Raw genomic sequence first — 14,559 nt, forward strand, 5'->3', positions numbered from 1 at the left:
AGGTTGAGCATGCAAACATCACAGATATCATCCCTGATATCTGCCCTGCGACATGACCTGCATTCCTTCGTAGACGATCAGGGTTCCATTCGTCAGCACTGCAACAGCCGTGGCCTGGAGTCACAGTTGATGCTCGTGTTGCTGCGCCGCATGCATACGTTGCCCGAGGTGCAACGCAGCCTTGCCAGGTTTCTGAGTCGATACAAACAACGCCAGTCCCTGAATGAACTGGAGCGTCGCCTGGTCATGCCGCCGGGGGATGACGCAACCTGCGCATCGCCGGTCGAGCATTTCACAGCTGAGCGCAAGCAGTGGATGTTCAGTACCTATTTCGCGTTGATCCATGGCATGCCGTATTTGACCAAGGACCAGATCGTCAAGCTTGAGTATCACCATCAGGCTTCCTGGGTATGCCTGACCCTGTGCGCGATCAAAATCATCAATGCCTATGGGGCGAACGAGCCCCAACTGATAAGCGATCAAGATCGTCACTTTCTGCTTGATCAACTTACCCACGGCAGCGCTATTCCCGTGTGGGAAGGGCATCTTTCGGCGCACCTGCTGAGCCTGTTGGCACTCCAGACATTTGCCCCGGCCCACCCGCTATTGATGAGCGGCACCCGTGTCATTCTCGCGTGGCGCAACTGCGATGGCGGGTTGCCGTTTATCACCCAGATGACGATTTACCTCACCGCATTCGCCGGGGTTGCGCTGAGCACGTCCGGAAAGCGTTCGCAGAAGATGCGTGGGATGGCCGATTATCTTGCAGCGGAACAGGCGCCGGATGGTGCGTGGCCTTATTCAGAACACGTGACACAAACGGATATCGACAGCACGTGCCTGGCGCTCGAATGCCTGCAACGTGTAGACCCCGTGCGCCACGCGCTGTCGATACAGCGCGGGCAGGACTACCTGGCGGGCATGGCCAACCTGGACGGGGGTTTTCCAACGTACCATCGCAATCACCCCTCTGAAGCCACCATGACCGCCAACGTGATCATTGCTCTGGCACCCATGGGTCGCAAATACGCCGACCTGCTGCGCTCCGCCCTGGCCTTCCTGGCCGCGGTGCAGCACGCCGATGGCACGTTTGAGCGCAGTTGGAGCCTGAGCGCGACATTCGCCATAGCGCGCGTGATCAGCGCCGTGCATCACGCCGCACGCTTCGCCAGCCCGGACCTTGCCGAGAACGTGCGAAGCAAATCCATGGCCTATCTGCTGCGGGCGCAGAACCCGGACGGCGGCTGGGGCCAGGTCAGCGGGCAACGCAGTGATGTAATCAGCACCGCTCATGCACTCAGCGCCCTCAGCTACCTGGACAACACCCAGGCGCTACGTCGCGCAGTGAGATACCTACAACGGCGCAGTGGCAAACACGCGCGTTTCCAGGCCCTTCCGGACCAGGCAGCACCGCGCCCGATTCCCTATCAATTTCCGGTGCTGGCCCAGATCTTTGCATTGAACGCCTTGGGGGACGCGGCGAAAGCCGTTATTTGCGCTTCTTCGCATCCACCAGCCGGCGCAAATGGCAGGTCACTTCCTCACGGTCGTGATACAGCTGCTTGCAGCCAATCTCCACGCGAATGCCGCGTGCCTTGAAGCCGTCTTCGATGCGCTCCAGCAGGCGTTTCACCTCGGCATACCGTTGCTTCATCGGCAACTTCAGGTTCACCACTGCCTCGCGGCAATGTCCTTCGCCGATCCAGGTTTCCAGCAGAGCCGCGTTACGCGCCGGTTTCTCGACGATATCGCAGACCATCCAGTCCACCGGCTGCTTGGGCACGAAGGTAAAGCCGTCGGCCATCAGGTGTTGCACCAGGCCAGTGTCCATCAGGCTTTCGGCCATCGGGCCGTTGTCGATGGCGGTCACCAGCATGCCGCGGTTGACCAGTTGCCAGGTCCAACCGCCCGGCGCGGCACCGAGGTCAACGCCGGTCATGTCGCCGTGCAGGCGCTCGTCCCACTGGTCGCGGGGGATAAAGTGGTGCCAGGCCTCCTCAAGCTTCAAGGTCGAGCGGCTTGGCGCCTCACGCGGGAACTTGAGACGCGGGATGCCCATCGGCCACATCGCCGAGTTGTTCGACTCGGCCAGGCCCATGAACACTTCGCGACCGCTCTTGAAGGTCAGCAGCAGGCGCGGCTTGCTCGGGTCGTCCACCAGCTTGCCGGCGTTGAGCAACGCTTTGCGCAGGTGCACTTCGAACTTCTTGCAGAAATTCGACAGTTCCTTGCCGTCATTGGTATCGACCATCTCCAGCCACAGGCTGCCGCACACCGGGAAGCCTTGCAGGTGGGCGAGGATCACGCTGATGCGGTCGGTTTCCGGCAGGTCGATGAACACCCCGCGCGCCCACTGCCGGGGGAAGATCAGCTCGGCAAAACGCTGGCCGTGCATCAGGCGCTGGGCGCCGTCTTCTTCGGTGCAGACAAATTCGGCGCAGGCGCTGCCCGTCTTGGCCTTGGCGTAGCCGGAAACGTTCAGGCGCGCGGCATGTTCCGCGATCTCGGAACAGACTTCGCCTTCAAAACCCGGGCGGCAGTGCATAAAAAGGGTGTTCATCAACTCTCCTGGTGACTCAACCGACCTTGCGCTATCGCAATGTCTGTCATGAAAACGCGCGCATGATAGCCGAGTTCGGAACCTTGGACTTAACCATAGAGTCCAGTTATTAGCCTGCTAATGAAAACAGCGCTAGCTTTAAAGCTCTGTTCGCCCCGTCAGGTCCGTAGCCGTGCGGACCATAAGGAGTCGTGTCATGTCATCGCTTGATAGCCTGAGAACACTCAAAACGCTGCAAATCGACAACAAGACCTACCACTATTTCAGCCTGCCCGAGGCCGCCAAAAGCCTGGGCAACCTGGACACGCTGCCGATGTCCCTCAAGGTGCTGCTGGAAAACCTGCTGCGCTGGGAAGACGACAAGACCGTCACCGGCGCCGACCTCAAGGCCATCGCCGCCTGGCTCAAGGAGCGCCGCTCCGACCGCGAGATCCAGTACCGCCCCGCCCGCGTGCTGATGCAGGATTTTACCGGGGTACCCGCGGTGGTCGACCTGGCCGCGATGCGCGCCGCCGTGGCCAAGGCCGGTGGCGACCCGCAGCGCATCAATCCGCTGTCGCCGGTGGACCTGGTGATCGACCACTCGGTGATGGTCGACAAGTTCGGCAATGCGGACGCCTTCGAGCAGAACGTCGACATCGAAATGCAGCGCAACGGCGAACGCTACGCCTTTCTGCGCTGGGGCCAGAGCGCCTTCGACAATTTCAGTGTGGTACCGCCGGGCACCGGCATCTGCCACCAGGTCAACCTCGAATACCTCGGCCGCACCGTCTGGACCAAGGACGAAGACGGCCGCACCTATGCGTTCCCTGACACCCTGGTGGGCACCGACTCCCACACCACCATGATCAACGGCCTCGGCGTACTGGGCTGGGGCGTCGGCGGCATCGAGGCGGAAGCGGCGATGCTCGGCCAGCCGGTGTCGATGCTGATCCCGGAAGTCACCGGCTTCAAGCTCACCGGCAAGCTGAAGGAAGGCATCACCGCCACCGACCTGGTGCTGACCGTCACCCAGATGCTGCGCAAGAAAGGCGTGGTGGGTAAATTCGTCGAATTCTACGGCGACGGCCTGGCCGACCTGCCCCTGGCGGACCGTGCCACCATCGCCAACATGGCCCCGGAATACGGCGCTACCTGCGGCTTTTTCCCGGTGGATGAGGTGACGCTGGACTACCTGCGCCTGTCGGGCCGTCCGTCAGAAACCGTCAAGTTGGTCGAGGCCTACACCAAGGCCCAGGGCCTGTGGCGCAACGCGGGCCAGGAACCGGTGTTCACCGACAGCCTGGCCTTGGACATGGGCAGCGTCGAAGCCAGCCTGGCCGGACCCAAACGTCCGCAGGACCGCGTGTCCCTGCCCAACGTTGGCCAGGCCTTCAGTGATTTTCTCGACCTGCAATTCAAACCCACCAACAAGGAAGAAGGCCGCCTGGAAAGTGAAGGCGGTGGTGGCGTGGCAGTGGGCAATGCCGACCTGATCGGCGAAACGGACTATGAGTACGAGGGCCACACCTACCGCCTGAAAAACGGCGCAGTGGTCATCGCCGCAATCACCTCCTGCACCAACACGTCGAACCCCAGCGTGATGATGGCCGCCGGCCTGGTCGCGAAAAAGGCCGTGGAAAAAGGCCTGACGCGCAAGCCGTGGGTGAAAACCTCGCTGGCCCCCGGCTCCAAAGTGGTTACCGACTATTACAAGGCGGCGGGCCTTACCCAGTATCTGGACAAGCTCGGCTTTGATTTGGTGGGTTACGGCTGCACCACCTGCATCGGCAACTCCGGCCCGTTGCCCGAGCCGATCGAGAAAGCCATCCAGAAGGCCGACCTCGCCGTCGCTTCGGTGCTCTCCGGCAATCGCAATTTCGAAGGCCGCGTGCACCCGCTGGTGAAAACCAATTGGCTGGCGTCGCCGCCGCTGGTGGTCGCCTATGCCCTCGCCGGCACCGTGCGCATCGATATCAGCAGCGAGCCGCTGGGCAACGATCAAGACGGCAAACCGGTGTACCTCAAGGACATTTGGCCCACCAGCGAGGAAATCGCCGACGCCGTGGCGCAGGTCAGCACCGGCATGTTCCACAAGGAATACGCCGAAGTGTTCGCCGGTGACGAGCAGTGGCAAGCCATTGAGGTGCCACAGGCTGCCACCTACGTGTGGCAGAAGGATTCCACCTACATCCAGCATCCGCCGTTCTTCGAGGATATTGCCGGGCCGCTGCCGGTGATCAAGGACGTCCAGGGTGCGAACGTGCTGGCCCTGCTCGGCGACTCGGTGACCACCGACCATATCTCCCCCGCCGGCAATATCAAAACCGACAGCCCTGCCGGCCGCTACCTGCGCGAGCAAGGCGTGGAACCACGGGACTTCAACTCCTATGGATCACGCCGGGGCAACCATGAAGTGATGATGCGCGGCACCTTTGCCAACATCCGCATCCGCAATGAAATGCTCGGCGGCGAAGAAGGTGGCAATACGCTGTATATCCCCACGGGCGAAAAGATGGCGATCTATGACGCCTCGATGAAATACCAGGCGTCGGGCACGCCGCTGGTGGTCATCGCGGGTCAGGAATACGGCACCGGCTCAAGCCGCGACTGGGCGGCCAAAGGCACCAATCTACTTGGGGTAAAGGCAGTGATCGCCGAAAGTTTCGAGCGCATCCACCGCTCCAACCTGGTGGGCATGGGCGTGTTGCCGTTGCAGTTCAAGCTGGATCAGAACCGCAAGAGCCTGAAGCTCACGGGCCAGGAGAAGCTAGACATTCTCGGGTTGACCGACGCGGAGATCGTGCCGCGCATGAACCTGACGCTGGTGATTACCCGGGAGGACGGCAGCAGCGAGAAGGTGGAGGTGTTGTGCCGGATCGATACGCTTAATGAAGTCGAATACTTCAAGGCGGGCGGGATTCTGCATTACGTACTGCGCCAATTGATCGCGTCCTAACAAACGCAGGAGATCAAATGTAGGAGGGGCTTGCCCCTCCCACATTTTGGCTGTATTCACAGATTCAAATCAGAACAACCAGCGCCACAGCAACACCAGTACGACTACAGCCAGCACCGGCCGCGCAATGCGGTAAGCCTTGGGATGCTTGCGCTTCCACTGCTTCACTACCCCACTGAACTTGTCGCTGAAGGTCTTGCTCCAGGCGTACGCCTGGTTGATCCCGCCAACCCGTTCGTCATCCAGATTCTGCGGTGCAGTGGCGCGGCCCAGTTGCTTGCTGACCCAGCGATTGACGCGGGTCATCACCGGGTTGCTGAGCGGTCGCTCGATGTCGCAGAACAGGATCACACGGGTCTGCTCGGTTTCGTTCTTCACCCAGTGCACGTAGGTTTCGTCGAACATCACGTCGTCACCATCACGCCAGGCGTATTCCTGGCCGTCGACGAAGATGCGGCAGGCGTCGGAGTTTGGCGTGGACAAGCCCAGGTGATACCGCAGGGAACCGGCAAACGGATCACGGTGCGGGTTGAGATGGCTGCCGCCCGGCAACAGCGCGAACATCGCGCCTTTCACGTTGGGAATGCTGCTGACCAGCGCCACGGTTTTCGGGCACAGGGCCTCGGCCGACGGCAGCGGTTTGTCGTACCACTTGAGGTAGAAACGCTTCCAACCCTTCTTGAAGAACGAGCCGAAGCCGGCGTCATTGTTCTTTTCGGCGGCGCGGATGTAGCCCTCGTCGAACAGGTGCATGGCCTCTTCGCGGATCGCTTCCCAATTGTCCTTGAGCACATCCAGTTCCGGAAACTTGCTGCGGTCCAGGTACGGCTTGGACGGCACCGCCGAAAACAGGTACATCAGGGCGTTATAAGGAGCGAACAGCGCCGAATGGTTGACGAACTGGCGCAACACCGGCAAACGGGCCTTGCCCCGCAGGTGCACGTACAGCGTGCTGCCGATAAACACCAGCAACACCGACAGTTTGGCGGCCAAAGAAAAGGTCATGCAGCAACTCCTGAAAAAATGCGCCGGGCATCATAAACACTTGGGCCAGTATGCAGAAGGCCCAAGGTGTCGGTGCTGACACACATCAAGCCTGGTTTTCCTGATCGGTGAACAGGTCGCTGAACAGCATGCTCGACAGGTAGCGCTCGCCTGAGTCCGGCAGAATCACCACGATGGTCTTGCCCTGCATCTCTGGTTTCTCCGCAAGGCGCACGGCCACGGCCATCGCGGCGCCGCAGGAGATGCCGCACAGGATGCCCTCTTCCTGCATCAGACGCAGGGCCATGGCCTTGGACTCGTCATCGCTGACCAACTCCACGCGGTCGACCATCGACAGGTCGAGGTTTTTCGGCACGAAACCGGCGCCGATGCCCTGGATCTTGTGCGGGCTGGGCTTGATCTCTTCACCGGCCAGCGCCTGGGTGATCACCGGCGACACAATCGGCTCGACCGCCACCGACAGGATCGGCTTGCCGGCAATGTGCTTGATGTAACGCGACACCCCGGTGATGGTGCCGCCAGTGCCCACGCCTGCCACCAGCACGTCCACGGCGCCATCGGTGTCGTTCCAGATTTCCGGACCGGTGGTCTTTTCGTGGATCGCCGGGTTGGCCGGGTTTTCGAACTGGCCGGGCATAAAGTAGGTGGACGGGTCGCTGGCGACGATTTCTGCGGCCTTTTCGATCGCGCCTTTCATGCCCTTGGCCGGCTCGGTCAGCACCAGTTCGGCACCGAGGGCCTTGAGCACCTTGCGCCGCTCGATGCTCATCGACGCCGGCATAGTCAGCAGCAATTTGTAGCCACGGGCGGCGGCGACAAACGCCAGGCCGATGCCGGTGTTGCCGGAGGTCGGCTCGACGATGGTCATGCCCGGCTTGAGTTTACCGGTGCTTTCCGCGTCCCAGACCATATTGGCGCCAATGCGGCACTTCACCGAATACCCTGGGTTACGCCCTTCGATCTTGGCCAGGATGGTCACGCCCCGGGGGGCGATGCGGTTGATCTGCACCAGGGGCGTGTTACCGATGGAGTGCGCGTTGTCTGCAAAGATGCGGCTCATGACGGGTCCTATGTGGGCGGTATCCGGGAAGGCAACAAGGGTATGCCTCGTGCGGCCAAGCGTCCAGTCACTGGAACGTTGAGCGCGTATCAGAGGTCAATCCCCTACTTGTACGGAGAATGCCTACATGAAACGTCGCTACAGCTGGCCGCTATGGACCGTCGCCGGACTGCTCGTGGTGCTGGTCGCACTGGCCATCGCCCTGCCCTATCTGGTACGCAACTATTTGAATGACAAACTCGCCGACATGGGTGACTACCGTGGCCACGTCACCGATGTTGACCTGGCGCTATGGCGCGGCGCCTACAGGATCAATGGCCTGGAGATCATCAAGGTCGACGGCAAGGTGCCGGTCCCGTTCGTCAAGGCGCCGTTGATCGACCTGGCCGTGAGCTGGCACTCGCTGTGGTACGACCATGCGGTGGTGGCCAAGGTGCGTTTTATCAACCCCGAGGTGAACTTCGTCGACGGCGGCGCCAACCAGCAAGCGTCCCAGACCGGTAAAGGCACCGACTGGCGCGAACAGTTGAGCAAACTGGCGCCCATCACCCTGGATGAGGTGCGCATCGAAGACGGCAAGATCGCCTTCCATAATTTCAGTTCCAAGCCGCCGGTAAACATCAACGCCACCGACGTCAACGCCAGCTTTTATAACCTCACCAACGTGGTCGACGTCAAAGGCAAGCGCGACGCGCGTTTTGACGGCAAGGCCCTGCTGCAAGGCCAGGCGCCGCTGGAAGCCAGCGCCACCTTTGACCCGCTGAGCAATTTCGAGAACTTCGAGTTCCGCTTCCGCGCCAAGGACCTGCAACTCAAGCGCATGAACAACTTCGCCTCGGCCTACGGCAAATTCGACTTCAAGGCTGGCACCGGCGACGTGGTGATCGAAGCCCAGGCCGAAAAAGGCCAGCTCACCGGTTATATCAAGCCACTGCTGCGGGATGTGGAAGTGTTCGACTGGCGTCAGGACGTGGAGAACAAGGACAAGAACATCTTCCGCTCGATCTGGGAGGCGGTGGTCGGCGCCAGCGAGACCGTGCTTAAAAACCAGCAGAAAAACCAGTTCGCCACCCGTGTCGAACTCAGCGGCAGCGTGCACCAGCAAAATGTCAGCGCGTTTTCCGCGTTCCTGTCGATTTTGCGCAACGGGTTTATCCAGGCCTTCAACGCCCGCTACGAACAGCCCAAGCCCAGCGCCGACTAACCCCTCCCTTGTAGGAGCGAGCTTGCTCGCGAAAAACCCGAGAACACCGCGGGGCATCAGTGCCCCGCGTCATCGTTGACGCCCTTCGCGACCAAGCTCGCTCCTACAGAGTTCGTGACTGGCCATTCAGATACTGAATAAGCCGCCTGCGTTCACAGTCGCCGGGGCTGCGCGGTATAGTCCGGGCATTGATGAATTCGAGGAAACACCGATGAAGTTCGAAGGCACCCAGGCCTATGTGGCCACCGACGACCTGAAACTGGCCGTCAACGCCGCCATCACCCTGGAGCGGCCACTGCTGGTCAAGGGCGAACCGGGCACCGGCAAGACCATGCTCGCCGAACAATTGGCCGAGTCCTTCGGCGCCAAGCTGATCACGTGGCACATCAAATCCACCACCAAGGCCCATCAAGGGCTGTACGAGTACGACGCGGTCAGCCGCCTGCGCGACTCGCAGCTGGGCGTGGACAAGGTGCACGACGTGCGCAATTACCTGAAGAAGGGCAAGCTGTGGGAAGCCTTCGAGTCCGAAGAGCGGGTGATCCTGCTGATCGATGAAATCGACAAGGCCGACATCGAGTTCCCCAACGACCTGCTGCAAGAACTCGACAAGATGGAGTTCTACGTCTACGAAATCGACGAGACCATCAAGGCGAAGAAACGCCCGATCATCATCATTACCTCCAACAACGAAAAAGAGCTGCCGGATGCGTTCCTGCGCCGCTGCTTCTTCCACTACATCGCCTTCCCCGACCGCACCACCCTGCAGAAAATCGTCGATGTGCACTACCCCGACATCAAGAAGGATTTGGTCAGCGAAGCGCTGGACGTGTTCTTCGACGTGCGCAAGGTACCCGGCCTGAAGAAAAAACCCTCCACCTCCGAACTGGTGGACTGGCTCAAGCTGCTGATGGCCGACAACATCGGCGAAGCGGTGCTGCGCGAGCGCGACCCCACCAAGGCCATCCCGCCGCTGGCCGGTGCGCTGGTGAAGAACGAGCAAGACGTGCAGTTGCTGGAGCGTCTGGCGTTCATGAGCCGTCGCGGTAACCGCTGATGCTGCTCAACCTGTTCAACGAGATGCGCGCGGCCAAGGTGCCGGTGTCGGTGCGCGAGCTGCTGGACCTGATCAATGCGCTGAAAATGCGCGTTACCTTCGCCGACATGGACGAGTTCTACTACTTGGCCAGGGCGATCCTGGTCAAGGACGAGCGGCATTTCGACAAGTTCGACCGGGCGTTCGGTGCCTACTTCAACGGCCTGGAAAAACTCGACGATCACTTGCAGGCACTGATCCCCGAAGACTGGCTGCGCAAGGAATTCGAACGCTCGCTGAGCGACGAAGAGCGCGCGCAGATCCAGTCCCTCGGCGGCCTCGACAAACTCATCGAGGAATTCAAGAAACGCCTGGAAGAACAGAAAGAACGCCATGCCGGCGGCAATAAATGGATCGGCACCGGCGGCACCAGCCCGTTCGGCTCCGGTGGCTACAACCCGGAAGGCATTCGCGTCGGCGATGCCGGCAAACGCCAGGGCAAGGCCGTGAAGGTCTGGGACCAACGCGAGTACAAGAACCTCGACGACCAGGTGGAACTGGGCACGCGCAACATCAAGGTCGCCCTGCGCCGCCTGCGCAAATTCGCGCGCCAGGGTGCGGCGGAAGAGCTGGATATCGACGGCACCATCGACCACACCGCCCGCGATGCCGGCTTGCTCAACATCCAGATGCGTCCGGAGCGACGCAATACCATCAAGCTGCTGTTGCTGTTCGACATCGGTGGCTCGATGGATGCCCACGTGAAGATCTGCGAAGAACTGTTCTCGGCGTGCAAGACCGAGTTCAAGCACCTGGAATATTTTTACTTCCATAACTTCGTCTACGAGTCGGTGTGGAAGAACAACGCGCGCCGCACCTCGGAGCGCACCTCCACACAGGACCTGCTGCACAAGTACGGCGCGGACTACAAAGTGATCTTCATCGGCGATGCGTCGATGGCCCCGTATGAAATCACCCAGGCCGGCGGCAGCGTCGAGCATTGGAACGAAGAGCCTGGGTATGTGTGGATGCAGCGCTTCATGGCCAAGTACAAGAAGCTGATCTGGATCAACCCGTATCCGAAGGACACCTGGGGCTATACCGCTTCGACGGGAATCGTGCGGGAATTGGTCGAGGATCAGATGTATCCGCTGACCCTGCGGGGCCTGGAAGAAGGCATGCGCTTTCTCTCCAAATAAACGCCGCCCCCAATACTGTAGGAAATCCAATGTGGGAGGGGGCTTGCCCCCTCCCACACTCTAAATTGCGGTGTCATGTAAATCGGCGCAAATACTCGATGTGCTGCCGGTGCGCCGTCTCCTGCACCACCGGCGCCAACCGCACCTTCTCCCCCGGCAAGCACTGCGCCAACCGCGCCAGCGACAACGGCGTCAATGCGCCCAATCGCGGATAGCCGCCAATGGTCTGCCGGTCATTGAGCAGCACAATCGGCTGCCCATCCGGCGGTACCTGGATCGCGCCCAACGGGATCCCTTCGGAGATCAACGACGGCCCCTGATACTGCAACGGCGTGCCCAACAGGCGCACGCCCATGCGGTCGGCGCGGCTGTCCAGGGCCCAGTCGGTGTTGAACGCATCGAACAGGCTTTGCCCGCTGAACTGGCCGATCTGTGCACCGACGATCACGTCGAGCGCGGCCTTGGCAGGCAGGCCTGGATCGTTCAGCACTTTCATCGCGCCGCCCACACCGGAATACGCCAGGCGCCCGCCTTCGGCCAACGCCTTGCCGAAACCGTCCACTCCACCCAACGCTTCCCGCACAACCGTGGCGCAACTGCCGAGCACAGCCGGCGCGTCAAACCCACCCGGCGCCGCCAGGTAAGCCCGCGCACCGTTGAACGGCTGGGTGAAGCGCAAACGCTGGCCCTTTTGCAGGATAAAACTGCGCCCGGGGCTGATGGCACGTTCGTCGATGTAGGCGCCCAGGTCGGCGCCGGCCAGGGCCAGCAGGCAATAATCCTCGGCCTGAACAGTGAAACCGCCCAAGGTGATTTCTACCACCGGCGCATCCAGCGCGTTGTCCAGCAGCCAATTGGCCCAGGACATCGACACCCAATCCAGTGCTCCGCCCTGAGTCACGCCAAAATGCCTGACACCAAAACGGCCAGCGTCCTGCAACAGGCACAGCGGTGTGCTGGCCTCGATCATCAAGCGGCTCATGCCTGCGCCTCCAACGGTGTGTCATCGCCACCCAGCTGGATGAATTCAGCGTGATCGACGGCTTCGAAGCGCACCGTGTCACCGGGTTGCATCAGGCTGTAGCCGTCGCGCTCGCGGTCGAAGAGCTTGGCCGGGGTGCGGCCGATCAGGTTCCAGCCGCCGGGCGACACCACCGGATACGCCGCGGTTTGCCGCTCGGCAATGCCGACGCTGCCAGCCGCCACGCGTTTGCGCGGGGTATTGAGGCGTGGCGTGGCGAGGATTTCGTCCACCAACCCCATAAAGGCGAAACCGGGAGCGAAGCCGAGGGCGAACACTTGGTATTCGTGAGCACTGTGCCGGCGAATCACGTCATCGACGCTGAGGCCGCTGCGCTGGCTGAGCAGGCCCAACTCCGGTCCGACGCTCAGGTCGTACCACACCGGCAGCACGTGGCACTGACCGCTGCCCTTGGCTTGCGGTTGCAGGTCAGTCAGGGCCTGGTCGATCAACGCGCGCGCCTGGGCCGGGCTCAATGCGGTGAGGTCGTAATGCACCATCAGGGTGGTGTAGGACGGCACCAGGTCGACCAATGCCGCGCCAAAACCTTCGCGCAGGCGAAACGCGGCGGCGAGCATCCAGGGCATGTTGGCTTCGGCGATCACGTCGAACAGACGCACCATCAAGGCGTCGATGGCGACTACTTCAATACGCGGATTCATGCGGGCTTCAATGCCTCGCGGATGCGCTGCACGGCGGCGATCGAACTGGCGTTGTCGCCATGCACGCACAGGGTGTTGGCCTGCAGCACCAGCGGGCTGCCATCGCTGGCGACCAGGGCTGCGCCTTGGGAGATCGTCAGCGCCTGCTGCACGATGGTGTCGGCGTCATGGTGCACGGCCCCGGGCAACTGGCGTGAAACCAGATGCCCCTGGCTGTCGTAGGCGCGGTCGGCGAAGGCTTCGAACCACAGGGTCACGCCGTATTCTTCGCCCAGCGCCTGGGCCGCGCTGTTGTCGCGAGTGGCCAGCAGCATCAACGGCAGGTCGCCGTAGGCCGCCATCGCCTGCATGACGGCGCGCAGTTGGGTGGGGTTGGCCATCATGTCGTTGTACATCGCGCCATGGGGCTTCACGTAGCTGACGCGGGTACCTTGCGCCCGGCAGATTCCGTCGAGCGCGCCCACCTGGTAGTGCAACAGGTCCTGGATTTCCTGGGGGCTGTAGGCCATGGAGCGACGGCCGAAACCTTGCAGGTCCTGGTACGCCGGGTGCGCACCGATTTGCACGCCGTGCTTGAGCGCCAGGCCGACGGTCTTGCGCATGATGCTCGGGTCGCCGGCATGGAAGCCGCAGGCCACGTTGGCGCAATCAATGAACGGCATGACCTCGGCGTCCAGACCCAGGGTCCAGTTGCCAAAGCTTTCGCCGATGTCGCAATTCAGTAGAAGGCGGCTCACGTAGGTCGCTCCTGTAGGTATTGTTATTTTGTAGTGTGGGATTTTTAGCGCAGAACTCGCAACTTGTCCTGACACCCCAACGGCGCTTATCGTGGAATGCCTCGATTTTTGGCGCTGGCCCGGTGCGGCGTCCAACTAATAAAAACCGATCCATGCATAAGAAAAAGTTGATCCCATGAATTTGAAGTTCCTCGAAACCTTCGTCTGGGTGGCCAGGCTCAAGAGCTTTCGCCTGACCGCCGAGAAGTTGTTCACCACCCAGGCGTCAATCTCCAGCCGCATCGCCGTGCTGGAAAGCGAGCTGGGCGTGAAGCTGTTTCTGCGCGACTCTCGCGGCGTGAGCCTGACCCCGGAAGGCGTGAAGGTACTCGATTACGCCGAGCAGATGATGCTGACCATGCAGGGCTTGAAGCAGTCCCTGGAAACCACCAGCAGCAAGGTCGGACGCATCCGCATCGGTGCGATGGACACGGTGATCCACACCTGGCTGAGCCCGCTGGTGGCCGAATTGATGGACCATTTTCCGCTGGTAGAAATCGAACTGGTCGCCGATACCGCGCTTAACCTCAGCGATCAGCTGCAAAAAGGGTTTCTCGACCTGATCCTGCAAACCGACCTGCTGCGCCTCGAAACCGTGCGCAGCCTGGAACTGTGCAGCCACCCCATGGCCTGGATCGTCGCCAGCCAGTCGATCTACCACCGCGACTACGCGTCCCTCGCCGAACTGGCGCAGGAACGCATCATCACGTATTCGAAAAACTCCCACCCGCACCAGGACGTGCTCAGCCTGATGCAAACCAACGGCGTGGCCGCGCCCCGGATGAACTGCGTGAACTCGGTGTCGGCGATTACCCGCTTGCTGCGCGATGGCTTCGGCATCGGCGCGCTGCCGCCGGTGCTGGTGATGGAGGAACTGGCGCGCGGGGAACTGGTGATGTTGCCCATGGAACAACGCCTGCCGAACTTGCAGGTGGTGGTGTCGTGGCGCGTGGGGGTGGAGTTGGTGGAGGAGATGGTGGGGTTGTGCCAGAAGGTGGTGGCACGGTATGCCGAAGAAGTCGGTGAGGACCGGATGACCCTCAGCACACAAACTCCATTGAAGAAACTGGATTGAAAATGTGGGAGGGGGCTTGCCCC

Annotated in this window: 12 protein-coding genes; 6 read left to right on the forward strand and 6 right to left on the reverse strand. The window is 61.4% G+C overall.

Annotation, left to right across the window (positions count from 1 at the left end; translation table 11 throughout):
- Positions 1 to 129 precede the first annotated feature (129 nt).
- Positions 130 to 1,599: a prenyltransferase/squalene oxidase repeat-containing protein gene (locus CQ041_RS09250; RefSeq protein ID WP_163002672.1), complete on the forward strand. Its 1,470-nt coding sequence runs from the start codon at positions 130 to 132 to the stop codon at positions 1,597 to 1,599.
- Here the strand turns inward: CQ041_RS09250 and rlmM are convergent.
- Positions 1,490 to 2,560, reverse strand: coding sequence for a 23S rRNA (cytidine(2498)-2'-O)-methyltransferase RlmM (gene rlmM / locus CQ041_RS09255; RefSeq protein WP_105522481.1), 1,071 nt, complete (start codon positions 2,558 to 2,560; stop codon positions 1,490 to 1,492). The two genes, CQ041_RS09250 and rlmM, sit on opposite strands and share 110 nt — an antisense overlap.
- A gap of 196 nt (positions 2,561 to 2,756) precedes the next feature.
- Here rlmM and acnA point away from each other — a divergent pair, with 196 nt between their 5' ends.
- Positions 2,757 to 5,498 (forward strand): aconitate hydratase AcnA, encoded by a 2,742-nt coding sequence (acnA, locus tag CQ041_RS09260; protein WP_105522482.1) that lies wholly within the window; start codon positions 2,757 to 2,759, stop codon positions 5,496 to 5,498.
- A gap of 69 nt (positions 5,499 to 5,567) precedes the next feature.
- Here acnA and CQ041_RS09265 read toward each other — a convergent pair whose 3' ends face one another.
- A complete protein-coding gene (locus CQ041_RS09265; protein WP_105522483.1) occupies positions 5,568 to 6,503 on the reverse strand; it encodes an aspartyl/asparaginyl beta-hydroxylase domain-containing protein in 936 nt (311 codons plus the stop codon).
- Between the two features lie 85 nt (positions 6,504 to 6,588).
- A complete protein-coding gene (gene cysK / locus CQ041_RS09270; protein WP_105522484.1) occupies positions 6,589 to 7,563 on the reverse strand; it encodes a cysteine synthase A in 975 nt (324 codons plus the stop codon).
- Between the two features lie 127 nt (positions 7,564 to 7,690).
- On the opposite strand from cysK, the gene CQ041_RS09275 reads away from it, so the two are divergent.
- From CQ041_RS09275 to CQ041_RS09285, 3 genes are all read left to right on the forward strand, one after another.
- Positions 7,691 to 8,767, forward strand: coding sequence for a DUF748 domain-containing protein (locus CQ041_RS09275; RefSeq protein ID WP_105522485.1), 1,077 nt, complete (start codon positions 7,691 to 7,693; stop codon positions 8,765 to 8,767).
- Positions 8,768 to 8,978: 211 nt separating this feature from the next.
- The gene (locus CQ041_RS09280) at positions 8,979 to 9,824 is read left to right on the forward strand and encodes a MoxR family ATPase (protein WP_003210690.1); all 846 of its coding nucleotides are present in this window, start codon (positions 8,979 to 8,981) and stop codon (positions 9,822 to 9,824) included.
- Positions 9,824 to 11,002 carry a VWA domain-containing protein gene (locus tag CQ041_RS09285; protein WP_105522486.1) on the forward strand — a complete coding sequence of 393 codons (1,179 nt, stop codon included), beginning with the start codon at positions 9,824 to 9,826 and terminating at the stop codon, positions 11,000 to 11,002. Before CQ041_RS09280 ends, CQ041_RS09285 begins: the two co-directional genes overlap by 1 nt.
- Before the next feature lie 73 nt (positions 11,003 to 11,075).
- Here CQ041_RS09285 and CQ041_RS09290 read toward each other — a convergent pair whose 3' ends face one another.
- The 3 genes from CQ041_RS09290 to CQ041_RS09300 are packed head-to-tail and all read right to left on the reverse strand — an operon-like array spanning position 11,076 to position 13,422.
- Entirely contained in the window at positions 11,076 to 11,984 is a 909-nt protein-coding gene (locus tag CQ041_RS09290) for a biotin-dependent carboxyltransferase family protein (protein WP_105522487.1), read from the reverse strand.
- On the reverse strand, positions 11,981 to 12,685 hold the full coding sequence (locus CQ041_RS09295; protein WP_105522488.1) for an allophanate hydrolase subunit 1: 705 nt from the start codon (positions 12,683 to 12,685) through the stop codon (positions 11,981 to 11,983). The genes CQ041_RS09290 and CQ041_RS09295 overlap by 4 nt, the downstream gene beginning before the upstream one ends.
- The gene (locus CQ041_RS09300; RefSeq protein ID WP_105522489.1) at positions 12,682 to 13,422 is read right to left on the reverse strand and encodes a 5-oxoprolinase subunit PxpA; all 741 of its coding nucleotides are present in this window, start codon (positions 13,420 to 13,422) and stop codon (positions 12,682 to 12,684) included. Before CQ041_RS09300 ends, CQ041_RS09295 begins: the two co-directional genes overlap by 4 nt.
- 175 nt (positions 13,423 to 13,597) lie before the next feature.
- On the opposite strand from CQ041_RS09300, the gene CQ041_RS09305 reads away from it, so the two are divergent.
- On the forward strand, positions 13,598 to 14,536 hold the full coding sequence (locus tag CQ041_RS09305) for a LysR family transcriptional regulator (protein WP_105522490.1): 939 nt from the start codon (positions 13,598 to 13,600) through the stop codon (positions 14,534 to 14,536).
- Positions 14,537 to 14,559 lie beyond the last annotated feature (23 nt).

This window comes from Pseudomonas sp. MYb60, assembly GCF_002979555.1.
Classification (GTDB): domain Bacteria; phylum Pseudomonadota; class Gammaproteobacteria; order Pseudomonadales; family Pseudomonadaceae; genus Aquipseudomonas.

Excerpts from the sequence above, each read along its gene's own strand:
- cysK (WP_105522484.1), bottom strand. The coding sequence starts at position 7,563 with ATGAGCCGCATCTTTGCAGACAACGCGCACTCCATCGGTAACACGCCC.
- CQ041_RS09265 (WP_105522483.1), bottom strand. The coding sequence starts at position 6,503 with ATGACCTTTTCTTTGGCCGCCAAACTGTCGGTGTTGCTGGTGTTTATC.
- CQ041_RS09290 (WP_105522487.1), bottom strand. The coding sequence starts at position 11,984 with ATGAGCCGCTTGATGATCGAGGCCAGCACACCGCTGTGCCTGTTGCAG.
- CQ041_RS09305 (WP_105522490.1), top strand. The coding sequence starts at position 13,598 with ATGAATTTGAAGTTCCTCGAAACCTTCGTCTGGGTGGCCAGGCTCAAG.
- CQ041_RS09280 (WP_003210690.1), top strand. The coding sequence starts at position 8,979 with ATGAAGTTCGAAGGCACCCAGGCCTATGTGGCCACCGACGACCTGAAA.
- CQ041_RS09285 (WP_105522486.1), top strand. The coding sequence starts at position 9,824 with ATGCTGCTCAACCTGTTCAACGAGATGCGCGCGGCCAAGGTGCCGGTG.
- CQ041_RS09250 (WP_163002672.1), top strand. The coding sequence starts at position 130 with ATGCTCGTGTTGCTGCGCCGCATGCATACGTTGCCCGAGGTGCAACGC.
- CQ041_RS09275 (WP_105522485.1), top strand. The coding sequence starts at position 7,691 with ATGAAACGTCGCTACAGCTGGCCGCTATGGACCGTCGCCGGACTGCTC.
- rlmM (WP_105522481.1), bottom strand. The coding sequence starts at position 2,560 with ATGAACACCCTTTTTATGCACTGCCGCCCGGGTTTTGAAGGCGAAGTC.
- CQ041_RS09295 (WP_105522488.1), bottom strand. The coding sequence starts at position 12,685 with ATGAATCCGCGTATTGAAGTAGTCGCCATCGACGCCTTGATGGTGCGT.
- acnA (WP_105522482.1), top strand. The coding sequence starts at position 2,757 with ATGTCATCGCTTGATAGCCTGAGAACACTCAAAACGCTGCAAATCGAC.